We start from the raw sequence: 23,566 nt of genomic DNA on the forward strand, positions 1-23,566 counted from the left end.
AGTCTCTCCTCACTGTCAGGGGTGTCAATAACCGCCAGTCGCCTCTGGTCCTGCCTCGCCTTTGACGCTGCTCAAATGGTTGGCGGCAGCGGCAACCAGCAGGCCGACATCGCTTTGGGTGGCGATGAAGCGCGCCCCGTTGCTGCGGGCAAGATCGATCATCACAGGATCGGTTGACATGATCCCGGCAGGCTTGCCCAGCGCCTTGGCCCGACGCAGAATATCCTCCACCGCCGTGTAAACCTCCGGCACATCGGCGCGGCCCGGAAAACCGAGATCACCGGCCAGATCCGCAGGCCCAATCAGAAAAGCATCGACGCCGTCAGTGGCAAGGATCGCCTCCAGATTGGCCATCGCCAACCGGCTTTCGATCTGCACGATCAGACAAATCTGGTCATTGGCACTTGCCACATAATCGCCGATCCGGCCGAAGTCGGAGGCCCGACCAAGCCCGGCCCCCATGCCGCGAATGCCAAAGGGCGGGTAGCGGCAGGCTTTTGCAGCAGCCAAGGCCTGCTCCGGCGTATCGACCATCGGGATCAGCAGCGTCTGCGCGCCAATATCCAGCGCCTGCTTGATCAGCCAGGCTTCGCCCACGGGCAGACGCACCACCTGATGGGCGGATTGACGGGCGGAGGCGGCAAGCTGGGCGGCAAGCAGCGGAATGTCATTTGGCCCATGCTCGCCATCGATCAGCACCCAGTCATAACCGGCACCGGCACAAAGCTCGGCCCCATGCGCAGAGGCCAGCGCCACCCACAGTCCGTAAAGAACAGCGTCCTGCCGCAGGGCTTGCTTGAAACCATTGACGGGTGCGGGCATCGGCCAATCTCCATTCGCTGTCGTCAGACTTTCATAGCCCTCATTGCAGATGCGGTTCAAGGCCGATCCTGCCGGTATCGGACTGAAACAATTGACAGCCCATCCCCTTTGCCTCTACCTCATCCACCAAGGGAAGAGGTTTTTCGATGGCACGCAAAGTAGGTTCAAACGCCAGGCTGGACGACGCCGCCCGCGCCGGCTGGCTCTATTATGTGGCCGGTCGCACGCAGGACGAGATCGCCGCGGCGATGAATATTTCCCGCCAGAGCGCCCAGCGGCTGGTGTCACTGGCGGTTGCCGAAAAGCTGGTCAAGGTCCGCCTCGACCATCCGATTGCTGTCTGTCTGGAACTGGCCGATGCGGTGAAACAGGCCTATGGCCTGAAGCAGGTCGAGGTCGTGCCGACCGATCCCGGCTCGGACGCCACCGCCACAGGCATTGCCGAGGCAGGCGCTGCCGAACTGGAGCGTTGGCTGAAACGGCCGGACCCGCTGACCATCGCCATGGGTACAGGCCGAACGCTGCGCGCCATGATCGATCAATTGCCGCAGATGGACTGTCCGCAGCACAAGATCGTCTCATTGACCGGCAATATCAGCCCGGATGGATCGGCGGCCTATTTCAACGTGATCTTTTCCATGGCCGATGCGGTGAAAGCCCGGCATTTTCCGATGCCACTACCGGTCATCGTTTCCAGCGCAGAGGAGCGCGACCTTTTGCACCGCCAGCCGCTGGTTGCTCCGACCATCGTGCTTGGCAGCCAATCCGATGTCACCTTCGTCGGCATCGGTGAGATGACGCTGAGCGCGCCCTTGCTTCAGGACGGGTTCCTGAAGGAAGCCGAAATGCGCAATCTTCTGGCCGCTGGTGCCACCGGTGAAATCTGCGGCTGGATTTTCGACGCCAAGGGCAAGCTGTTGGACGACCCGGTCAATAGCCGTGTCGCCAGTATGGCGATCCCGTCACGCCAAACCTCTGTTGTCATCGGCATGGCGCGGGGCAAACGCAAGCACGCCGCCATCCGCGCCGCTGCCCGGGGCGGCCATGTCAACGCGCTGATTATCGATGAAGATGCGGCACGCTTTCTGCTCGGACTGTGACCTCTGGAGACGGTGAAACGGGGTTTCGATAGCGCGCTGATACCAGCAGCAAGGACGCAAGGGCGATCTGCCCGACGACCGGCAAGCAGGCATACTGAAGGACGCTGATTGCGCCGCCCGGCACTCCACCCATGACCAGCCAGACCAAGCCCGTATTGCTCACGACCCAAAGGATCAAAAGCCGCAACCGCATCTGGTGCCAGCCAGCCGGAATAGCAGCCCTGCTGTCATTGACCAATCCCTTGGTGCCCCAACTGACATCGTGGAAATTGGCAAGCGCATAACTCAGCAGATAGAAGCTGGCGACGGGAGCGGACGGAATATAGATCACGAACACTCTCAGCAGATCCGACATCCCGCGGGACGAATGGTGCAAGACCGCCATGCCAAGGATAAGGGCAACCGTCAGGATCACGCCCTGAATGACAGGACCAACCTCAACAAGGCAGATGGCGAACCCCAGGACCGTGCAGGCCAGAAGAATGCCCAGGCCAAGGCCATGCAAGCAGCCATGCAGCCTACGGCTGAAAGATTCCCCCTCCTCCCTCGCCTTCATGCTGACCAGACAATAAAGCCAGAACAGCAACGCACCCGTCGCCATTCCCCATGCCAAACCATTGTCCGCAACGCCATTTCTGGCCTCGCCTTGCCAAAGCCCTGACGTCAGGGAGACAAGCAGGGCGAGTGACGCCGGGATGAACCATTGTTCCAGCAATTGCAGCAGGGTCCAGGCCAGCGCCAGCGCCATCGAACACCAGCGCGCAGGCGTCAGGCGACCATGCCACAGCAGAGCGGCAAGGCTGCCGACGGCTGTCAGGCGCGCCACAAGCGTACTGTTTGTCCAGCGGCGGCGCTGGCGCAGCAATTCGCCAACCGTCGCGCAGCCATCGGTGACAAGATTGGCATCGTGATGATAGCGGATGGTGCAGGCAGGGTGGCTTTTGACGATTTCCGCGCCGATTATCCGATCCTCGGCGAGAAACAGATTGGCCTCCATCAGGCTCTTCGGCCTGGAGAGCCCGCGAAAATAGGCAGCCAGAGGATCGCCGTTTTCACCGCGTCTCAAGGCCGACATTCTGAACAGGCTGGCCTGCCCCGGCACGACTTCGAGATAGCCCAAACCGTTGCCAATCGGCCAATCGGATAGTTTCTGCCAGAGAAAATCCGCCTGTTGCCAGCTTTGCAGCCAATCGGTCAAGGCCGCGTCTTGCATGACGATATTGGTGGCAAGGGCTGCACAGTCCGGCTCGCGTTGCATCTGCGCCAGCAATGCCGGCAGGCAATCGTCAGCAGGCCGGGACCCGGCATCGATCTGCAAGACAAAATCTGGCCGCAGGCGTTCTGCAAGGTCTCGAAAGAAGAAGGCATGGCTGTCCAGCTTGCCCCTGTTGCGGTCCTTCACCGCCAGATGGACGCAGAGAGGGTTTCCGCTGCCCCCCGTCAGCCGATCCACCGGAATATGCCGGGTCTGAACGCGAACCCGCACCTCATCCTCTCCCTGCCGACCGATGCTCGCAGCCTCAGGATCAAAGCCCCAATCGAGATCGAAGCCAAGCCGGTTGAACAGCGCTTCGGTCTCGGGGTGAACGCGGTCGCGGCCATCCAGCACGATGGCCACTTCCAGCCGTTGTATAGGGCCGTTTCGGCTGAGCAGCACAGCCTGATTGGCGGCAAGGCAAGCCAATGTCCCCGCCACCGCCTCGGCAGGCTCGTTGAAAAGTGTGAGGCAGGCAAGAATTTCCGTACCCTCGGACGAGGCCTGATCGAAGGGTTGATCATCAAACCCAAAAGTTCTGAGAGAGCCATCCTGCAGCAAGACAGGCGCACGCAAAGCGGCAGCCTGTCCGGCTGCACCGTCAGGTGCAACTGGAGAGAACAATGTCACAGCAATATCCTTAAATTATTCGGATCAGTCTTTGGAGGCTGTCAGGGTCATACTGAGCCCGACAGCCTCTAGAACAAGGCCAAGGGCGCAAAGCCCTGCGCGGCAATCGGATTGGTTGGGAATCGCCAGAAATTGCCGATCACCGACGCATAGACACTGCGAAAATCGGTGGTGAAAACCGGATTGCCTTCCGCGTCGAGCTTTTCCAGATCACAGCGGCTGCCATAAAGCCCAGGCTTGATCCCGCCCCCCATCATGATAACGGGACTGCAAGAGCCATGGTCTGTCCCGCCAGAGGCATTTTCAGCCGGTCGGCGGCCAAATTCCGAATGGGCGATAACAAGCGTATCGTTCCAGACACCGATCTCCTTCAATCCGCGCCGCAGACCCATCAGCGTGCTCTGAACCTTCGCCAGCAGGCGCTCGTGCTCGCCCCGTAGATTGGAATGCTGATCGAAGCCGCCGATGCTGATCTTGAACAGTGGCGACTTCACATCCTGTTCAACCATCCAGAGCAAAAGAGCTGTCTGGGCATCAATCGGGTCCATGTAATAATCCCGCGTAAACCGTGCCTCGAACCGGTTATCACCCTTCAATCTGGCGGCAACACGCCCGATAACCTCCTGCTGGTCGGCCATAAGGCGGGTCAGATAGGCGAGCGCAGCATGATCGTCCGTCTTGTCGGTTCCTGCCATCGCGCTCGGAGACCCGCCGCGCAATGCATCCTTGTTATCGACCGTCAGGATGCGCATGCCATCGCCCTCAAGCAGGTCCTGATTGCCTGAAAACACCACACCATCTGCATCGAAGGGTCCCGCATCCTTTCGGTTCGCCTGCAAGACCTGGCTGACCCAACCGCCACTGGAAATGCCTTTTCTGGACCCGCCCGCCCAAATTTCCGCCGATTGAAAATGCGAGAGATTGTTATCGGGATAGCCGACATCCTGGATGATGGCGATTTCGCCATTGTGATAAAGATCCGCCATCTGTCGCCAGGCCGCATTGAAGCCCAGCTCCGTATTGAGTGGCAGGATCTCATCCCCTTTCAGGCCGATGGTTGGGCGCAAATGCCGGTAGACCGGGTCTTTGAAAGGCACCAGTGTATTCAGGGCATCGTTGCCACCGAAAAGTTCGAGTAAAATCACCCGGCGGGCAGAACCAGCAGCCCCCGGTCCGGCAGCCGCCAAAGCCTGCCTGGCCCACAAGGGCGCCCACTGGGGGCCCCACACCGGCATTGAGCCCACAGCAAGACACCGACCCATCCATGCTGCAAATTCACGGCGCGACAACCCATGCCTGTTAAACATAGCCATTCATTCCCCCGAATTATAATGGTGAAAAAATTACTTAAGGTTGTATTGCGGATCTGTCGTCATCGACCTGAGAAGATCGATCAGCGCCGCACCTCGTTCAGCAGTGCCGGTATTACCGGCAGGCTGCATCGTCATGGCAATCGGTTGAGCGACAGGCTGGGCAACGGAGGGAACGAGTGCTGGCTTTTCCGCCCGGGCAGACAAGACAGGCCGCCCCAGAAGCCATTGCCCGGCAAGGTTCTCACGGCTGACAGAACCCTCGCCAACACGCGCCATCATCATATCGAATGCCTGCTCAAGAGGCGGCTGGGCATCCTGAACTTCCTCTCGTTGCAGCCGCGCCGTAGTATATTCAATGTGACTGTTATGATCGGCCCGCAGATCATCGATCGTCGCCTGCTGCGTATCGAAAGGCGCTATATCGAACACCAGACCGACATTGCAGTAGAACATGCCGCGCGGCGCACCCGCACAGGGCGCATCCGACGGGCTCCAGCGGCTGAGCTGCGGCGGATAGCGACGCCCCGCAACCTCGACCCAATTGACGAACAGGCGGCTGTCGGGATCGTTGGAAATATGGGTTATCTCGACACTGCGGATATCCGCGGGCAGGTTTTTTGCCGGGATGATTGCGGTTTCCCACATCGGTTTCAAACCGCCATTATCGCCCTGGCTGCGCTGCTTTTGCAGGTCCAGTCCAATGGTTTGCCTGACGGTGGCAACCTCAGCCCCATTGACACGCACGGTAAACACGGTCGGCACCATGATAAATTCCGAGCTGAAACGGACGGCGAGATCGCCTGGCTTGGGGGTGCGGTCGGCAACCCGCAGCGCATCCCAAAGCCTGGAGACCACAAGCCGCCGAAGCACCAAGGTCTTCATGTTCAGCCAGGACGTCCCCTCGCGCCAACCGGCAACGGACGGCGCCATAAACGGTGTCTGCCCAAGCTTGTCGAGATAGGTCACCAAAACCATCGCATCCGGCGGCGTCAGACCGAAGCTGCGGCAGAACCCAACAACGAGATCAATCGGCGACTTGACCAGATCTCCCCTGTTGGCAGGGCTCCAGAACTCAGGGCTGAGCAACAAGGCGCGCAAGAAAGGACGCAGCTCGTAATCATGATCGCGCAAGACACCCGCAAGCCGATTGGTGGCCTCAGGGTTCGGGCGAATGGAGACGAAGGCCGCATAAAATTTACCGGCAATAAACTCGGCTGTTTGCGGTTGCGCCAGAAGAATATCAGTCAGGCGATCAATCTGATCCTGACTGCCCGCCGCAATAGGCTGGCCCAGAACGATCTTTTCCCCGGTGTCCGCCTGATCGACAGCGAAGCGATAGCGCCAGCCACCTTCGAAATCCACGCCATGCCCCGCCAGGACCCGGGAAACTTCACGCACATCACGCTGGTCATAGTGTCCAATGCCAAGCGTGAACAATTCCATCAGCTCGCGCGCCAGGTTTTCATTGGGATGGCTGCTGGTATTCCAGACATTGTCCAGGCTGGTCAGCATCATCGGATCGCGCAGGACATCCCGCAGCAAGACCCGAAAACTACCGCCACCTTCCCGGCGAAACAGCGCGATTTGATCGAAGAGCGGCGCACTAACCCGGCCAGGATCAAAGCGTGATACGAAGTGACCGTGCCAGAACAACGCCAGTCTTTCAGCAAAAGGCGTAGGAGTGGTGATCATATGATTGATCCACACCGCCTGCATCTGATCGCGTTCCGCCACATGCTGCAGGATCATGTCGCGGTTTTCCCAGCCACTCGCCCAGTAATCCGGCCTTGGCCGGGAAACAAACGGCGGCGGCTCCGGAAACTCCGGATGATCAAGACTGTCGAGGAAATGATCGACAGCCTCTTCGCGCGTCAGTTCAACCAAGGCGGCAACTTCAGCAGGACTGGCACCAAAGGCAACCCGCTGCAAAAGATGACGCGCCTCGCCAACATCCATGGCATGCGACGATACAGACAAAAAGACAAGAAAAGCCATCGGCAAAACAAGCCGATTGAAGAAATACCCCACGAAAATCATGCTCATCGCCCCCCAGCGAAAACAACACAATTCGAAAGGGTAATATAATATTATCAAGAGTCAATTTATTTATCAAAAAATAATAATAACAATCGATTGTATATTAACTATTATTGAATTTTGAAAATTATTAAAAAATATTTATTAATATGTTCTATAAAAATACTATGCTAAATTAGATAATTTAAATAAATTTAATTTAATGGAATTTGACCTGTTAAGATGGCTTCACGCTCCGGCCCACGGTATTTTTTGATCGCGACTGTTTATCAACCGGCTGTTACCGACACCAACAGCCAGATGACGCAAATCAATCTCAAGTGGCTGATAAATTTAAAATATTCAAAATCCCTTTAGTTTCCGCCCCCTCAACGGCATTGATCGGTTTACTGCGCGTGGATTCGCAGCTGACTTCGGCAGTGCAGCAACGAATTGCGATTGACATTTCGTGGCATAATGTGAGTATTTGCCCATGAGTAAAGCGAATGCTCATTAGATCGCGAGTAAGATCAAGGTCTATCGGTTGTTTTACCAGTGGCCCGTCGGCAGACCCTCAAGGGGCCTCCGGGTTCCACTTGGTCTTCTGGGAGGAAGAAATGACATTGAAAACCATATTGCTGGGCGCGTGCTCGGTCTTCGCCATGGCTGGCGTGGCCTCTGCTGAAACGCTCACCATCGCCACCGTCAACAACGGCGACATGATCCGTATGCAAAAGCTGACGGATGATTTTACAAGCAAGAACCCCGGCATTGATGTGAAGTGGGTCACGCTCGAAGAAAACGTGCTGCGCCAGAAGGTCACCACCGATGTCGCCACCAAGGGCGGCCAGTATGACGTGATGACGATAGGCATTTACGAAGCCCCCATCTGGGGCAAGCAAGGTTGGCTGGCACCGCTGGACAAGCTGAGTGCCGACAAGGCTTACGATGCCGCCGATCTTCTGCCGCCGGTGCGCTCTGGCCTGACCGTCGATGGCAAGCTTTATGCCGCACCGTTCTATGCCGAAAGCTCGATGGTGATGTATCGCAAGGATCTGTTTGAAAAAGCAGGCCTGAAAATGCCGGAAGCCCCCACCTGGGACTTCATCAAGGAAGCCGCCGACAAGATCACCGATAAATCCAAGGAAGTCTACGGCATCTGCCTGCGCGGCAAGGCTGGCTGGGGTGAAAATATCGCTTTCCTCTCCGCCATGTCCAACTCCTTTGGTGCCCGCTGGTTTGATGAGCAGTGGAAGCCACAGTTTGATCAGCCCGAATGGAAAAAGACCCTTCAGTTCTACGTGGACCTGATGAAGAAGAACGGCCCTCCGGGTGCGTCTTCCAATGGCTTTAATGAAAACCTCGCTTTGTTCCAGACCGGCAAATGCGGCATGTGGATTGATGCCACGGTCGCGGCTTCCTTCGTGACCAACCCGAAGGAATCCAAGGTTGCCGATCAGGTCGGCTTTGCTTTGGCTCCTGATAATGGTCTTGGCAAGCGCGGCAACTGGCTGTGGTCGTGGAACCTTGCCATTCCGGCTGGCTCCAAGAAGGTGGAAGCCGCTGAAAAGTTCATCGCCTGGGCAACCAGCAAGGACTATTTGAAGCTGGTGGCGGAGAAGGATGGCTGGGCCAACGTTCCTCCGGGCACACGCACCTCGCTCTATGCCAATGCTGATTACCAAAAGGCAGCACCTTTTGCCAAAATGACGCTAGACAGCATCAACGCAGCAGACCCCAAGCATCCCACCGTCAAGCCCGTGCCTTATGAGGGCGTGCAATATGTGGCTATCCCAGAGTTTCAGGGCATCGGCACCGCCGTTGGCCAGCAATTCTCGGCGGCTCTTGCCGGTCAGACCACGGTGGATCAGGCGTTGAAGACGGCGCAGACCTTGACCGAGCGTGAGATGAAGAAGGCGGGTTATCCGAAGAAGTAAGGGTTGAGTGCGGGGGTTTACCCCCCTCTGCCCTGCCGGGCATCTCCCCCTCAAGGGGGGGAGATCGACTCAGAGTTTACGTCTCGCTCCTGATTTTCTCGTCAACAGGTCGATAACACAAGCGGTGCTGGAGAAACTGGCAGATGCGTCTATCCGATCTCCGCCCTTGAGGGGGAGATGTCCGGCAGGACAGAGGGGGGTAGGCCACACACTCCAACACGAACATTTCAATGTCCAACACCCCCAAGAGGCGCGGCAGACATGGCGACGACCCATACCCATTCCTCGGCCCGATGGATGATGGCCCCTTCGGTTATCCTGCTGTTTGCATGGATGATTGTGCCGCTGGCCATGACCATCTATTTTTCAACTCTGAACTATAATCTGCTGATGCCCGGCGTGCATGACTTCGTCGGCCTACTGAATTACGAATATTTCCTCACCGATCCGGCGTTTTTTGCAGCCCTCACCAACACTCTGATATTGGTGGGTGGCGTGCTGGCCATTTCCATCATTGGCGGCATTGCGCTGGCACTGCTGCTGGATCAGCCGATGTTTGGCCAAGGCATTGTCCGCATTCTGGTGATTTCACCGTTTTTCATCATGCCAACCGTGGCCGCCCTTGTGTGGAAAAACATGCTGATGAACCCGGTGAACGGCTTGTTTGCCTTTGCCTTCCGCGCCGTTGGGCTGGAGCCGCTGGATTGGCTGGCAACCATTCCGCTGCTCTCCATCATCATCATTGTCGCATGGCAATGGCTGCCGTTTGCCACCCTGATCCTGCTCACCGCCCTGCAATCGCTGGACGAGGAGCAGAAGGAAGCCGCCGAAATGGATGGCGCAGGGCCGATCTCGAAATTCATCTATATCACCCTGCCGCACATGGCCCGCGCCATCACCGTGGTGGTGTTGATTGAGACGATCTTCCTGCTCTCGGTCTTTGCTGAAATTCTCGTGACCACCAATGGCGGACCCGGCACGGACAGCACCAACCTGACCTACCTGATCTACAATCAGGCCCTGCTGCAATTTGACATTGGCGGCGCATCCGCAGGCGGCATTGTGGCTGTGGTACTGGCCAATATCGTTGCCCTTTTCCTGATCCGCCTCATCGGCAAGAACCTGGAGAGCTGATCAATGGCACGCGCAATATCCACCAAGCGTAAGCTGACCTTTACCCTCATGGCATGGGCGATTGGCCTGTTGCTGTTCTTCCCGATTCTGTGGACCTTCCTCACCAGTTTCAAAAGCGAGGGCGATGCCATCGCCTCGCCTCCGGTGTTTTTGTTCTTCCACTGGACCACGGAAAACTATGTCGAGGTGCAGGGACGCTCAGACTATTTTGCCCACTTCATGAACTCGGTGATCATCTCCTTTGGCTCCACGCTTCTGGGCCTAGTCATTGCCATTCCGTCGGCTTGGGCCATGGCGTTTTCGCCCACCAAGCGCACCAAGGATGTGCTGATGTGGATGCTCTCCACCAAAATGATGCCGCCCGTCGGCGCGCTGATACCGATCTATCTGTTGTTTCGTGATGGTGGATTGCTCGATAGCCGCATTGGTCTGGTCGGCGTGCTGACCATGATCAACCTGCCGATCATCATCTGGATGCTCTACACCTATTTCAAGGAAATTCCCGGCGAAATTCTCGAAGCCGCTCGCATGGATGGCGCATCCCTGATCAAGGAAATCATCTATGTGCTGACGCCGATGGCCGTGCCGGGCATTGCCTCGACCATGCTGCTCAACATCATTCTGTCGTGGAACGAGGCGTTTTGGACCCTCAACCTCACCACATCAGTGGCAGCACCGCTGACCACTTTCATCGCCTCCTATTCCAGCCCCGAAGGCCTGTTTTACGCCAAGCTCTCGGCTGCCTCCACCATGGCGATTGCTCCAATCGTTGTGCTCGGATGGTTCAGCCAGAAACAGCTGGTGCGCGGACTGACTTTTGGCGCGGTCAAGTAAAAGGAATTTTTCCATGGGCAGTATTCAGCTTAAAAACGTCTCGAAAGCCTTTGCCGAGCACAAGGTCATTCCCGGCATTGATCTGGAGATCAACAATGGCGAATTTGTTGTGTTTGTTGGTCCCTCCGGCTGCGGCAAATCCACCCTGCTGCGGCTGATTGCCGGACTGGAGGATACATCCGGCGGCAAGATTTTCATTGATGGCACCGACGCCACAGACCGCAAACCGTCTGAGCGTGGCCTTGCCATGGTGTTTCAATCCTATGCGCTTTATCCGCATATGAGCGTGCGCTCCAACATTGGCTTTCCGCTGAAAATGGCGGGCATTGATAAGGGCGAGATTGACAAGAAAGTCACGGATGCGGCCCGCATCCTCAACCTCACCGACTATCTCGACCGCAAACCGCGCCAGCTTTCTGGCGGCCAGCGTCAGCGTGTGGCGATTGGCCGGGCAATTGTGCGCTCGCCCTCGTGCTTTTTGTTTGATGAGCCGCTGTCCAATCTGGATGCGGCCCTGCGCGTCAACATGCGGCTTGAGATCACCGAGTTGCACCAGAAGCTGGGAGCCACCTCGATCTACGTGACCCACGATCAGGTGGAAGCTATGACCATGGCAGATAAGATTGTGGTGCTGAACAAGGGCAATATCGAACAGGTCGGCTCGCCGATGGATCTCTACCACCGACCCGCAAATCTGTTTGTCGCAGGCTTTATTGGCTCTCCGAAAATGAACCTGATTTCCGGCGAGACCGCTGCCAAATATGGAGCCACAACCATCGGCGTGCGCCCGGAACATGTCACACTTTCCACCACCGATGGCGCGTGGAAAGGCAAGGTGACGATTGCCGAACATCTTGGCTCCGACACCCATTTGCATGTCGATGTTGAAGGTCTTGGCCACCTCACCGCCCGCGCGGATGGCGATTTCACTGCCCGCCATGGCGACACGGTGTTCATCACCCCGGATGAGAGCCGCCTGCATCGTTTCAATGAGCAGGGCCTAAATGAGAAGGAGGCGTCAGCATGACTGGCAGGTTAGACGGAAAATCCGCGCTGATTACCGGCTCGGCCCGTGGCATTGGCCGCGCCTTTGCAGAAGCCTATGTGCGTGAAGGTGCCACGGTTGCCATTGCCGACATTAATATGGAACGAGCATTGGAAACCGCCAAAGCCATTGGCGAAAACGCCTATGCCGTGCATCTGGATGTGACCAATCAGGCCTCCATTGATGCCGCCATCAAGGCTGTGGAAGAGAAAACTGGCGGCCTCGACATTCTCATCAACAACGCCGCCCTGTTTGATCTTGCACCCATCGTGGACATCACCCGCGAGAGCTATGATCGGCTGTTTTCCATCAACGTGGCTGGCTCACTCTTCACACTGCAAGCAGCAGCAAAATCCATGATTGCCCATGGCAAGGGTGGCAAAATTATCAATATGGCGAGCCAGGCCGGACGGCGCGGTGAAGCGCTCGTGGCGGTCTATTGTGCAACCAAGGCGGCGATTATTTCGCTCACCCAATCGGCAGGGTTAGACCTGATCAAGCATGGCATCAATGTCAACGCCATTGCCCCCGGCGTGGTCGATGGCGAGCATTGGGATGGTGTCGATGCGCTGTTTGCCAAACACGAGAACCGCGCGCCCGGCGAGAAGAAAAAGCTGGTGGGTGAGGCTGTTCCGTTTGGCCGCATGGGCACGGCGCAGGATCTCACAGGCATGGCGATTTTTCTGGCGTCAAGTGAGGCCGATTATGTGGTGGCCCAGACGTATAACGTGGATGGCGGTAATTGGATGAGCTGAGATGAGTGATGGTGCGAGTGACATAATGTGTCGTGCGTGGGATTCACCCCCCTCTGCCCTGCCGGGCATCTCCCCCTCAAGGGGGGAGATCCACTTGGAGCACGCCCGTCACCCTCATTACAATGCCGCATCGGCTCTAAGCTACAAAATCAAAAATAGGGCTCGGCATGTCCACACATCGATCTCCCCCCTTGAGGGGGAGATGTCCGGCAGGACAGAGGGGGGTACCCCGGCCTAGCCCCCACCCATTTCCCAAAATTCATTCAGGACCTAACCCAATGACCATAAAACTCTCCCTTTCCACCCTGCCCGACGCCGCCGCCAAGGCTGCCATTCCAACCTACGCCCGCGAGGCCCTCACATCAGGCATTGTCCATTTCGGCGTTGGCAATTTCCACCGCGCCCATCAAGCCGTCTACCTGCATGAGCTATTCAACCTCGGCAAAGACCTCGATTTTGCTATCGTTGGCGCAGGCGTGCTTCCCTCCGACGCCACGATGAAAGACAAGCTGGCGGGGCAAGATTACCTGACCACGGTGGTGGAACAGGATGTGGCCAAGAGTGCCGCCACCGTCACCGGGCCGATGGTGGATATGATCGCGGCACCGGATTTTGATGGCATCATTGCCAAGCTTGCAGACCCCGCCATTCGCATTGTCTCCATGACCATCACCGAAGGCGGCTATTTCATCGATCCCGCCACCGGGCATTTTGACCCCAAACACCCGGCCATTATGGCCGATGCACAAAACCCCGATCAGCCCAAAACCGTGTTTGGCCTGATCATCGCAGGCCTCAAGGCCCGCCGCGCCGCCAATATCCCACCCTTCACCGTGATGTGTTGCGACAACATCCCCGGCAATGGCGAGGTGACGGAAGCCACCATCATCGGCCTTGCCAAACTTTCCGATCCCGATTTTGCCGAGTGGATTCACCATCACGTTGCCTTCCCCAATTCCATGGTGGACCGCATCACCCCCGCCACCGGCCCACGCGAAATCGACATCACCCGCGACACCTATGGCATTGATGATGCATGGCCCGTGTTTTGCGAGGAGTTCAAGCAATGGGTGCTTGAGGACAAATTCCCCCTCGGTCGCCCTGCCTTTGAAGAGGTTGGCGTGACCTTCGTGGAAGATGTCGCACCCTATGAGTTGATGAAACTTCGCATTCTCAATGGCGGCCATGCGGCCATTGCCTACCCTGCCGCGCTCATGGACATTCACTTCGTCCACGAAGCCATGGAAAACCCGCTAATCCGCGCCTTCCTTGCCAAGCTGACCCATGATGAAATCATCCCCGTGGTCCCGCCCGTGCCCAACACCAGCTTGCAGGATTACGCAACACTGATCGAGAGCCGCTTCTCCAACCCGAAAATCGGCGATACGATTCCGCGCTTGGCGCAGGATGGCTCCAACCGTCAGCCGAAATTCATTCTGCCCACAACGGCGGATCGTCTCGCCAAGGGGCTGGATGTCACCGGACTGGCCTTGGTGTCTGCCCTGTGGTGTCATTATTTTGAGGGCACATCCGATAGCGGCAAGCCGATTGTGTTCAACGACGCCAGCGCCGAGCGGCTGCAAAAAACCGCCATTGCTTCCCGGCAAGATCCGCTGCTATTCCTTGCACTGGACGATATTTTTGGCATTGTTGGGCAAAATGAAGTGTTTAAACAGCGGTTTGCAAAAGCACTCTCAAGCCTTCGCACCCATGGCACAGCACAGACCCTGCAAAGCTACATCGATGGCACTCTTGCAGCGGCATAAGGAATGAGATGATGCACGACCCGGCCACCAAGCTGGTGATTTTCGATTGCGACGGCGTGCTTGTCGATAGCGAGCCGATCTCGGTCGAGGTCATGGTGGCCGAGTTTGAAAAGGCAGGCGTGGCGATTGATGCGGATTATGTCTATCGCCACTTCCTTGGCCGCAGCATGGCAACGGTGGTGGAAACGGCCCGCGAGGAGTTTTCGTTTGCCATCGGTGACAGTTTTCTAACCAGCCTTCGCACCCATCTCTATGAACGCTTCCGTCAGGATTTAAAGCCAATTTCCGGCCTGCACACCGCCCTCGATGACCTCAGCAAAGCAGGCATCGACTGGTGCGTGGCCTCCTCCAGCCAGCCGGATCGCATTGCGCTATCGCTCAGTGTCACCGGGCTGATCGAGCGCTTTCAGCCACATATTTTCAGCGCCACCATGGTCAAGAACGGCAAGCCCGCACCCGACCTGTTTCTCTATGCCGCCGAGAAAATGGGGGTCGATCCACACCATTGCGTGGTGGTGGAAGATAGCCCCGCCGGTCTCACTGCTGCCCGTGCCGCTGGCATGCGCGCCCTTGCCTTTACCGGAGGCGGCCATGCAACAGGCGAAAGCTATCACGACAGTATTGACGCCCTGAAGCCAGACGCCAAATTTGACGTCATGGCCAATCTGGTTCAGTTTGTTTTATAAGCATTAGGGCGGAAACAAATTCATCATGCGAGATCATCTGATTGCGGTGGATGTCGGCACCGGCAGCGCGCGCGCCGGTGTTGTGACACGCACCGGTCGCTTGCTGGCCCGGCGCGAACACCCGATCCTGCTTTCACGCCCAAGCGATGAGCGTGGCGAACACAATTCTCAGGACATCTGGGAGGCCTGCTGTATCGCGGTCAAGGCAGCCCTTGCCGAGGCTGGTATCGGTCCCGCAGCCATTGCCGGCATCGGTTTCGACGCCACCTGCTCGCTGGTGCTGCGCGACGGCAGCGGCCAGCCGCTTTGCCTGAATGGGGAAGACGGTTTCGACACCATTTCCTGGCTGGATCACCGCGCCACGGCTGAAGCGGAAGAATGCGGAGATCTCGACCATCCGGTGCTGCACCACAATGGCCGGGTGATATCGCCGGAAGCGGAAATCCCCAAGCTGATGTGGCTGAAGCGTCATCGCCCGGATCTCTGGCAAAGGCTCGGCTCCGCCTTCGATCTCGCTGATTTCCTGACCTGGAAGGCGACGGGCAGCACAGCGCGTTCGCTCTGCACCCTGACATCGAAATGGACGTTTTTCGGCCACAGCAAACCTGGCTGGCAGCAGGATTTTCTGGATCGCGTCGGGCTGGATGATCTGGTGGCCCGCGCAGGTTTACCGCAAGAGGCGGTCGCAGTCGGCAAAAGCGTCGGCACGCTCAGCACCGAGGCCGCAGAGGCGCTGGGGCTTATGGCCGGCATTCCCGTTGCCGCTGGTATGGTTGATGCCTATGCAGGCGCGCTCGGCGTGCTGGGATCGACGGATCTCTCCGACCCCAATATCGACCATGTCGCGATGATCGGCGGCACGTCCAGCTGCCTGATTGCGCTCAGGCCCCAGCCCCTTTACGGCTTCAGCCTCTGGGGGCCTTATTTCGGGGCGATCTTTCCCGATCTCTGGCTGATGGAGGCCGGACAATCGGCAACCGGCGCGCTTCTCAACCATATTGTGCGCAGCCATGCGGAAGGCGGCGAGCCGAGCATCGACAATCATCGCCGCATCATTGACCGGATCGCTGTATTGCGCACTGAGGAAGGCGTGTCTTTCGGAGAGAAAATCAACGTCCTGCCGGATTTTCACGGCAACCGTTCGCCCTTTGCCGATCCCAACCTGACAGGAACAATCTCCGGCCTGACGCTGGATGCATCGTTTGACGGCCTCTGCCGCCTCTATTGGCGCGCCTGCGTCGGCATTGTGCTTGGCCTGCGCCAGATCGTCGAGACGCTCGGCAAGGACGGTATAGGCCCGCTGCGCCTGCATTTGACCGGTGGTCACGTCAAAAACCCGCTTCTGGTCGAGCTTTACGCCGATGCAACCGGCTGCGAACTGGTGGTGGCCGACGACACCGATGCAGTGCTGATTGGCACCGCCATCAATGCTGCGGCAGCAAGCGGGCTTTATGCCGACCTGGCCCAGGCCGGCGCCTCCATGGGCACCAAAGGGCGGGCGGTCCGCTCCAATCGCGCGATGAAGCACTGTTATGACCGGGATTATCGCCGTTTTCTGGTGATGCAACGGCATAGAGCAGAGCTGGACAGCCTATAGGCTGGCATCGCACCTATGCTGCCGCCCATTGCGATTGACCGTTGCCATGCACCATACCCTGCCGGTGAAGCTGGAACCGCGAAATCATCTGTTTCAAGTTGGTGCTTTCCCGGGCAAGGCCCACACCGGCGGCTGTCATCTCCTCAACCATGGCCGCATTTTGCTGGGTAGTCTGATCCACGGTATTGATCGATGCATTGATATGCGAAAGACCGCCGGACTGTTCCTGAGCTGCCGAGGCAATCGCGTCCATGTGATTGGCAAAAGCCTGCACCAGTCCACCAATGTCTTTCAGCCCGTCACCCGTTTCACCAACAAGCCGAACGCCATCCTTGACCGCTGCGGCAGAGTTGTGAATGAGCGCGTTGATCTCCTTGGCAGCTTTGGCCGAACGCTGCGCCAGTTCCCGCACTTCCTGCGCAACGACCGCAAAGCCCTTGCCCGCTTCGCCCGCACGCGCCGCCTCGACACCGGCATTCAACGCCAGTAGATTGGTCTGAAACGCAATCTCATCGATCACCACGATAATATTGCCGATCTGGTCGGAGGATTGCTCGATCCGTTGCATGGCGGAAATAGCCTGGTTGACGACAGCTCCTGACTTTTCCGCTCTCAGGCTGGCGTTGCGGGCAATCTCGCGTGCCTCACCGGTGCGTTTCGACGTCGAGGTTACATTGCTGGTGATTTCATCCAGCGCCGCCGCCGTCTCCTCCAGGGAGGCCGCCTGCCGCTCGGTGCGACGGGCGAGATCGGCGGACGCGGCAGAAACCTCCTGGGCACCGTTATCCACGGCAGCGACGGAATGATCGACCTGCAACAAGGTTTCACGCAAGGTCGTGATCGAGACGTTGAAATCGTTCCGCAGTTTTTCAAAGCGCGACGCCAATGGCCGTTCTATTTCACAGGTCATATTGCCGGAGGCAAGGCTTTGCAGCGCCTCCGCCAAGGCGCCGGTCGCCTGAAGCACCAGGCGCTCAGCCTCTTCCTCAGCCTGTCGCTGCATCTCGGCTCGCTCACGCTCGGTCCGCTGGCGGGCCTGCTCGGCCTCGACTTCCAGTTCCCCATTGCGAATGGCAGCCTGGCGGAAGACATCGACAGCCCGCTGCATGTCGCCGATCTCGTCCTTGCGAACCGAGATGGTCGCCTGACCGATCTCGCCTTCGGCAAGCCGGCCCATGCTATCCGTCAGTCCCTTCAAAGGACGCACGACCGTGCCTGCCATGTAAAGGCAAAGGCCGATGACGATCGCCTCGCCGACTATACAGGATAGGGCATCCATGATCAGCGTTGCGCGGGCATGATCCGCCTTTTGGGATGCAAGCGTTGCAATCGTGTTCAGGGCCTCGCCTTGTACATCTTTCATGACATTGATGCGGGCCGTCGCCGCCGCAAACCATGCCTTGGCGTCAAGACCAGACAGGTCGGCGGAAGCGCCGCCGGACAAAAGACGAGCACGCAACGCCAGGACATCCTGAGAGACCGCGGCAAGCTTTTCAGCCGCGGCCTTTGTCTCTTGTGGCTGCAGAAGCGCCAGGAATGCTCTGAGGTAAGCGTCCTGCGCGCCCGCCATGACCACGAAATTCATGAAACGGACCGAGTCCATCTTCCCGGCCGCCACGAAGCCATTGCCCATGCCGCGTTCCTGACCAGCCGATTCCTTGGCCCGCATCAGGAGATCAATCCCGGTCACGCGCCGCAGCAGATCGGCATCCACCCCGTTGAAAGGCAGATCGCGGGCAAGATCGATAACCTCAGCGATTGTAGAGGTATAAAACCCGAACGCATCGGCGCCGGACATCGACAATCCATCAACCTCCTGCCGCGTCGCGCCAATACCCGACAGCTTGAGCTGGATCGTGGAAAACCGCTTTGAAAGATCCTCGCTGCCGCGTTGTGTCCCGTTCGAAAGCGAAGACAAAACGGCGATAGCAGCGTCCGTCGTCGAGCGGGCCTTTTGCAGCTCGGGACCATTCGAGACGCCTTTCGAACCGATAAAGCCCGCCGTCAAACCGCGCTCGACCTGCAAGACATGCGCAGCATCGCCCAAAGCCGCCAGTTCGCTCGTCTGCTCGACCACGTGCCGCATTTGCCGATCGGCCGTCCACATCTTCTTTACGTCCTGAACGACCAGAAAGGTCACTGCCAGCAACGGCAAAGCAAGTGCCATCAAGATTCGCTTATTGATTGAAACGTTTACAAGCCAGGACATGGAGGTTTCCCTGAGAAACATGCAGATTGGACCACAGCTTATGCGGGAAGACATTAAAACATGCTAAATTGCCTATAAATTTACAGGAAATACTTCTATAAGTAGAGTAAAATTTTAAAATCTACTATTTGATGCAATTGGTAAAACACGCATTCTGAAGCCAAGCCGCCCCGGCCTTGCATGTCCCTGCAATCCTTTCTATATCAACAGGTGAAACACCGAGGCCGAAAAGAGCCTGCATCCGCCTTGGGACGATCAAAATTGCGCTCGCCTGCAGGCCTGAAGAGATTTAACTTCGTGAACACGCTGGATTTTGACAAGAGACCGGAAGACACCCGCGTTGTCGTCGCCATGTCAGGCGGCGTCGACAGTTCTGTCGTGGCCGGAGTGTTGAAACGCGAAGGCTATGACGTGTTGGGCATTACGCTCCAGCTTTACGATCATGGTGCCGCCGTGCATCGGGCCGGGTCCTGTTGCGCCGGTCAGGACATCGACGATGCGCGCCGGGTCTGCGAGACGCTGGGCATTCCCCACTATGTGCTGGATTACGAACAGCGCTTTCGCGACACCGTGATCAATCCGTTCATGGACAGCTATATCGCCGGTGAAACGCCGATCCCCTGCGTGGCCTGCAACCAGACGGTCAAATTCGCCGATCTTCTGGCCACCGCCCGCGAGCTTGGGGCCGACGCGCTGGCCACCGGCCACTATATCCGTTCACGCGCCACGCCCCTTCCGAACGATCCGGGCCACCGCGCCCTGTTTCGCCCGATTGATAGCGAACGCGACCAGAGTTACTTCCTGTTTGCCACCACCCAGGAACAGATCGATTATCTGCGCTTTCCGCTGGGCGGCCTCTCCAAGGCCGAGACCCGCAAACTGGCCGAGGACATGGGCCTCGTCGTCGCGCAAAAGGCCGACAGCCAGGATATCTGTTTCGTGCCGCAGGGCAAATATGCCGATATCATCAACAAGCTGAAGCCGAACGCGGCTTTGAGCGGCGATATCGTCCATCTCGATGGCCGGGTTCTGGGCCAGCATGAAGGCATCCTGCATTACACAATCGGCCAGCGCAAAGGCTTGGGCGTTGCCACTGGCGAGCCGCTTTACGTGGTCTATCTGGATGCCCGGTCGCGCCGGGTCATCGTCGGTCCGCGTGAAGCGCTGGAAACCCGCCGCGTCTATTTGCGCGACATCAACTGGCTGGGCGACCGCGCCATCGAGGATGAGGCAAGCGGCGGTTTTGCCTGTTTTGCCAAGGTGCGCTCCACCCGCCCCCCTGCCCCGGCTACCCTGCATGCCGATGAAACCGGCATCTATGTCGATCTCGACATGGGGGAAGCTGGCGTTGCGCCGGGCCAGGCCTGCGTGCTCTATTCGGGCGAAGGTGCCGACGCCCGCGTCTATGGCGGCGGCTTTATCGAACGCTCAGAACGCCAGGCTGAAGCAGAGGCCTTCCTCAAAGCACTTCTGGCGAGTGCACAAGCTGCCTAACTGCTTGTTGTGCCAAAGCAAAATCCACTTATTACCAGAGGACTGCCCCCGGCGGTCCTTTTTTGCATTTTGCCTGCTTGACTTTGCAACGACGCTCGCCTTATAAGCCGCCCATCGCTTCGGACAGCTTTCTCGACAAGCAAAAGTCCTTGAGGTGCGGCGGGATAGCTCAGGTGGTTAGAGCGTGGGATTCATAACCCCAAGGTCGGCGGTTCAAGTCCGCCTCCCGCTACCATTCTTCAAAAAACCAGACCTTTAAATATCAGTCATAGCTGGTTTTACTTTGCCGACTGTGGCGCGGCGCGACCTTCTGGACAAATCCGCAACAGCTTCTGGACAGGAAAACTTAAATTTGTCAGGGCGGCCATGTCGCCGCCCGGTTTGTTTATAGCATCCAGGGTCATCCACGAATGATCCATCCGGCGAAATCAGCGAAGCGGAATATTTCAAGAGCTTCCCCTCCAAGTTCGTGCGGTTCGATGGGGCGCTGAATGCCAGCCAGCCGCATTTCCTTTTCGGCAACCTCCGCGAACGAAACACCAGCCTGAAGCTTGCCGTTCCAGATCATCCGCATCATCACCGTTGCCTCGTAGCCCGTCGCGGCCACGCATCTGTCGAAGATGACAATAGCCCCGCCCGGCTTTAAGCGCGACCGCAAACGCCGCACGAAATCTGATCGCTCGGCCACCGGCATGAACATCAGCGTTAGAAACATCACCGCCACGTCGAACCGCTCGAACTCGTAGGAACTGGCGTCAGCAATCACCAGCTCCCCGGGAGCTTGGTAGGTTTTGGCCATGTCCTCACAATTGTCGATACCGATCAATCGCACCTCACGGCTCTCTATCGTATCGCCAAGAGATCGGCCGACATTGCCGGTCGAGCAGCCAATGTCGTAGATCAGGCCACGGTGCGGGATGTAGTGTTTGGCGATGAGCGCCACCGCATCGGCCGCCACATCGTACCAGGGCAAATGCTGGCGCACATGGGCATCAAACTCTCGCTCAAATCCGTCGAAGGTCCAATCTTTCATAGCGACACCCCCAATCGCTGCGAGAAGATCGAAAGCGCCTTATCCGCAAAGCCCATGCGCCCCTCCGGATAAGGTAAGTCGAACTCGAACTGTAGCGCCTGACGCAATCGGTCGAGATCGAGCGGCCTGGGAACTCGGCAGGTCGCCGTGACATTGTTGATATGCAAACCAATAGAGACCTCTTCGAACAGATCTTCGAAGAGGTCACGGAATTCCGATGGCTGGAAATACCGTTGCACCTTGGGATTGGCGTTAAGCTCGGACACTGACATTCCCGGCTCATCGAGCAGAACGAAACGGGCCGAACGAGCCGCCGTTTTCCCAAGGCCAATACCTTGGGAGGTCTCCACCCAGTTCGGATCGTGCCGCGATCTTGCGGCTGCAAATAGCGTCGTTTCGGGTCCACACAAGGCTGCGCAGATTGTCAGAATATGGCGGCGATCAGCGTCGAAAGGGACGCTGTTGAGAACGCTGGAAAGCAGGATTGACGTGAACTGGTGCCCGTCCTGCACGGCGCGAAGGAAGCCGGAGGCCGAGTAACGGCCCCGCTTGCGCGACGGAACGCCTCCGGTTGACCGGAACGGTTCGAAGGTCGTCACGCCAATGCCGATCTTCCGCAACATGCGCGCCTCGTCACCATGTCCACAACCGAAGTCGAGAACCCGCGCCCCGAAGGTTGCCTTGAGACGATCCGCGTTAGAGCCGATGGAGAAATCCTTACAGCGGCTTTTGCCTCCCTCACTGATGGGAAACAGATATCCGCTGCCTAACGACTTTCGCCGCTGGCGGGCGCGTCGAAAGGCATTGGTCCGCAAGACATCCTTGAAACCGTCATTCAACCGGAAATCCATACTCAGTCCGTTCATGACGGCGCGGATCGCCTCGCCCTTTTTGCGAGAGACGATCACTGCGGCAATCTCTTTTTCCTCGCGCTCGGATGCATATTGAAGCCGTCCGACACCATTCAGAACTATGCCGTCCTCATCAATGATGATCGGCATTCGAATGCCATGTTCGCTGAGTTGACGGGCGGCGTTACAGGCATAGCGATTGAAATAATCGATGTTGGTCGCAAGGAGCGGTGCCACCGTGACCGATTGTGCATTGAGACATGGATAAGGGTCATCGGCATCCGGTAAGCCCTCCAGGATATCCCGCAAAGCCTCTGCATCCATCTGGTCATGGCGAATGTCCTTCAGGGTGAAATCGTTGGTGGCACGATTGAAGGTCAAGTTTAGGCCTGCGGTATCGCGAATATCTTTCGCAACGACATGAACAGGAACAGACCAGCCCAGCCGCGCCGCAGCGTCGGAACGCTGATGACCGGAAAGCAAAAGCCCGTCCTGGCGAGCATAGAGAGGGAACAGGAAACCGAATTTGCGCAGAGACAGAGTTACGAGGTCAAAACGGTCCTCGTCACGCTTTCGGGGATTGATCGGATCGTGGCGGAACCTCTGCGGTGGATAGAGATCGATCACAGGCCCAACCTCCGGCACAGTTCTTCGGCGATTGCGGCCCTGGAAAACCCGACCTGTGCGGTGAGCTTGGCCTCCCACGCTTCAAAGGTTGCGCGTGATACCGGGATTACATGCGGCCCCACGCGCACGGTCGCATCGGGCTGCTTGGTCTTTTCGGGGAAGTCAGCCGGATAATCGGCCTTCTGCTTTTTCATAGTCTGCCGTTTCGTTTGGCCGCTCTTGGCGATCCGGTGCGGGCTCGGCTGGCCTCAAGTGATTGATGGTGCCGCAACGGCGGCACTTGATTTCGATGTCTCCGGCGAATGCCCGCCCTGCCTTGAACAAAAGGGCGGTGCATGTGCCGCAACGGATATTTTTCATTTTCTAACGCTCAAGATTCCGATTATGACCGCGCTCTGCCTTCGGGCAGAACGGGTGGACAGTTGAGCGTGATTTTCTGTCGGACGGGCCGGTCGCCAAACT

The 23,566-nt window shown here is 57.8% G+C and carries 20 protein-coding genes and 1 tRNA gene; 12 read left to right on the forward strand and 9 right to left on the reverse strand.

Translation table 11 applies throughout. From position 1 onward, the window contains the following. Positions 1 to 24: 24 nt before the first annotated feature. Positions 25 to 822 carry an HpcH/HpaI aldolase family protein gene (locus G6L01_RS12190; protein ID WP_070166980.1) on the reverse strand — a complete coding sequence of 266 codons (798 nt, stop codon included), beginning with the start codon at positions 820 to 822 and terminating at the stop codon, positions 25 to 27. A 146-nt stretch (positions 823 to 968) separates the two neighbouring features. Between G6L01_RS12190 and G6L01_RS12195 the strand changes: the two genes are divergently transcribed. Then, positions 969 to 1,922 (forward strand): sugar-binding transcriptional regulator, encoded by a 954-nt coding sequence (locus G6L01_RS12195; protein WP_070166612.1) that lies wholly within the window; start codon positions 969 to 971, stop codon positions 1,920 to 1,922. Here the strand turns inward: G6L01_RS12195 and G6L01_RS12200 are convergent. From G6L01_RS12200 to G6L01_RS12210, 3 genes are all read right to left on the reverse strand, one after another. Further along, a complete protein-coding gene (locus G6L01_RS12200; protein WP_070166613.1) occupies positions 1,882 to 3,807 on the reverse strand; it encodes a glycosyltransferase family 2 protein in 1,926 nt (641 codons plus the stop codon). The genes G6L01_RS12195 and G6L01_RS12200 overlap by 41 nt on opposite strands. A 68-nt stretch (positions 3,808 to 3,875) precedes the next feature. Further along, positions 3,876 to 5,120 (reverse strand): DUF1501 domain-containing protein, encoded by a 1,245-nt coding sequence (locus G6L01_RS12205; protein ID WP_070166614.1) that lies wholly within the window; start codon positions 5,118 to 5,120, stop codon positions 3,876 to 3,878. A 30-nt stretch (positions 5,121 to 5,150) separates the two neighbouring features. Next, a complete protein-coding gene (locus G6L01_RS12210) occupies positions 5,151 to 7,163 on the reverse strand; it encodes a DUF1800 domain-containing protein (protein WP_234892371.1) in 2,013 nt (670 codons plus the stop codon). Between the two features lie 590 nt (positions 7,164 to 7,753). Here G6L01_RS12210 and G6L01_RS12215 point away from each other — a divergent pair. The 8 genes from G6L01_RS12215 (at position 7,754) to G6L01_RS12250 (ending at position 16,890) form a co-directional block, all read left to right on the forward strand. After that, entirely contained in the window at positions 7,754 to 9,073 is a 1,320-nt protein-coding gene (locus tag G6L01_RS12215) for an ABC transporter substrate-binding protein (protein ID WP_070166616.1), read from the forward strand. A gap of 261 nt (positions 9,074 to 9,334) precedes the next feature. Then, positions 9,335 to 10,207: a carbohydrate ABC transporter permease gene (locus G6L01_RS12220; RefSeq protein WP_070166617.1), complete on the forward strand. Its 873-nt coding sequence runs from the start codon at positions 9,335 to 9,337 to the stop codon at positions 10,205 to 10,207. Between the two features lie 3 nt (positions 10,208 to 10,210). Further along, positions 10,211 to 11,041 (forward strand): carbohydrate ABC transporter permease, encoded by an 831-nt coding sequence (locus G6L01_RS12225; protein ID WP_070166618.1) that lies wholly within the window; start codon positions 10,211 to 10,213, stop codon positions 11,039 to 11,041. Between the two features lie 13 nt (positions 11,042 to 11,054). After that, complete coding sequence (locus G6L01_RS12230) at positions 11,055 to 12,068, forward strand: ABC transporter ATP-binding protein (protein ID WP_070166619.1); 1,014 nt, start codon at positions 11,055 to 11,057, stop codon at positions 12,066 to 12,068. After that, positions 12,065 to 12,841 carry an L-iditol 2-dehydrogenase gene (locus tag G6L01_RS12235; RefSeq protein ID WP_070166620.1) on the forward strand — a complete coding sequence of 259 codons (777 nt, stop codon included), beginning with the start codon at positions 12,065 to 12,067 and terminating at the stop codon, positions 12,839 to 12,841. The genes G6L01_RS12230 and G6L01_RS12235 overlap by 4 nt, the downstream gene beginning before the upstream one ends. 278 nt (positions 12,842 to 13,119) lie before the next feature. Next, the gene (locus G6L01_RS12240; protein ID WP_070166621.1) at positions 13,120 to 14,607 is read left to right on the forward strand and encodes a mannitol dehydrogenase family protein; all 1,488 of its coding nucleotides are present in this window, start codon (positions 13,120 to 13,122) and stop codon (positions 14,605 to 14,607) included. Between the two features lie 11 nt (positions 14,608 to 14,618). Continuing rightward, complete coding sequence (locus G6L01_RS12245; protein WP_070166981.1) at positions 14,619 to 15,293, forward strand: HAD family hydrolase; 675 nt, start codon at positions 14,619 to 14,621, stop codon at positions 15,291 to 15,293. A gap of 25 nt (positions 15,294 to 15,318) precedes the next feature. After that, a complete protein-coding gene (locus tag G6L01_RS12250; RefSeq protein WP_070166622.1) occupies positions 15,319 to 16,890 on the forward strand; it encodes an FGGY-family carbohydrate kinase in 1,572 nt (523 codons plus the stop codon). A 13-nt stretch (positions 16,891 to 16,903) separates the two neighbouring features. On the opposite strand, the gene G6L01_RS12255 is transcribed toward G6L01_RS12250, so the two are convergent. After that, the gene (locus G6L01_RS12255) at positions 16,904 to 19,057 is read right to left on the reverse strand and encodes a methyl-accepting chemotaxis protein (protein WP_174089260.1); all 2,154 of its coding nucleotides are present in this window, start codon (positions 19,055 to 19,057) and stop codon (positions 16,904 to 16,906) included. A 339-nt stretch (positions 19,058 to 19,396) separates the two neighbouring features. Here G6L01_RS12255 and mnmA point away from each other — a divergent pair, with 339 nt between their 5' ends. Continuing rightward, positions 19,397 to 20,593, forward strand: a complete 1,197-nt coding sequence (mnmA, locus tag G6L01_RS12260; protein WP_070166624.1) for a tRNA 2-thiouridine(34) synthase MnmA — start codon at positions 19,397 to 19,399, stop codon at positions 20,591 to 20,593. Between the two features lie 158 nt (positions 20,594 to 20,751). Beyond that, positions 20,752 to 20,828: transfer RNA gene (locus tag G6L01_RS12265), tRNA-Met, on the forward strand. A gap of 165 nt (positions 20,829 to 20,993) precedes the next feature. On the opposite strand, the gene G6L01_RS12270 is transcribed toward G6L01_RS12265, so the two are convergent. From G6L01_RS12270 to G6L01_RS28115, 4 genes are read right to left on the reverse strand one after another with little or no spacing between them, the layout of a single operon-like run. Next, positions 20,994 to 21,626 (reverse strand): methyltransferase domain-containing protein, encoded by a 633-nt coding sequence (locus G6L01_RS12270; RefSeq protein ID WP_070166625.1) that lies wholly within the window; start codon positions 21,624 to 21,626, stop codon positions 20,994 to 20,996. After that, positions 21,623 to 23,104 (reverse strand): methyltransferase domain-containing protein, encoded by a 1,482-nt coding sequence (locus G6L01_RS12275; protein ID WP_174089261.1) that lies wholly within the window; start codon positions 23,102 to 23,104, stop codon positions 21,623 to 21,625. Before G6L01_RS12275 ends, G6L01_RS12270 begins: the two co-directional genes overlap by 4 nt. Continuing rightward, on the reverse strand, positions 23,101 to 23,298 hold the full coding sequence (locus G6L01_RS12280; protein WP_070166627.1) for a hypothetical protein: 198 nt from the start codon (positions 23,296 to 23,298) through the stop codon (positions 23,101 to 23,103). The genes G6L01_RS12275 and G6L01_RS12280 overlap by 4 nt, the downstream gene beginning before the upstream one ends. Then, entirely contained in the window at positions 23,267 to 23,428 is a 162-nt protein-coding gene (locus tag G6L01_RS28115; RefSeq protein WP_420359820.1) for a Com family DNA-binding transcriptional regulator, read from the reverse strand. The genes G6L01_RS12280 and G6L01_RS28115 overlap by 32 nt, the downstream gene beginning before the upstream one ends. On the opposite strand from G6L01_RS28115, the gene G6L01_RS12285 reads away from it, so the two are divergent. Further along, positions 23,357 to 23,530 carry a hypothetical protein gene (locus tag G6L01_RS12285; RefSeq protein WP_234892372.1) on the forward strand — a complete coding sequence of 58 codons (174 nt, stop codon included), beginning with the start codon at positions 23,357 to 23,359 and terminating at the stop codon, positions 23,528 to 23,530. The genes G6L01_RS28115 and G6L01_RS12285 overlap by 72 nt on opposite strands. Positions 23,531 to 23,566 lie beyond the last annotated feature (36 nt).

The sequence above is a fragment of the Agrobacterium vitis genome (genome assembly GCF_013337045.2).
In the GTDB taxonomy this organism is placed as follows: Bacteria; Pseudomonadota; Alphaproteobacteria; order Rhizobiales; family Rhizobiaceae; genus Allorhizobium; species Allorhizobium vitis_B.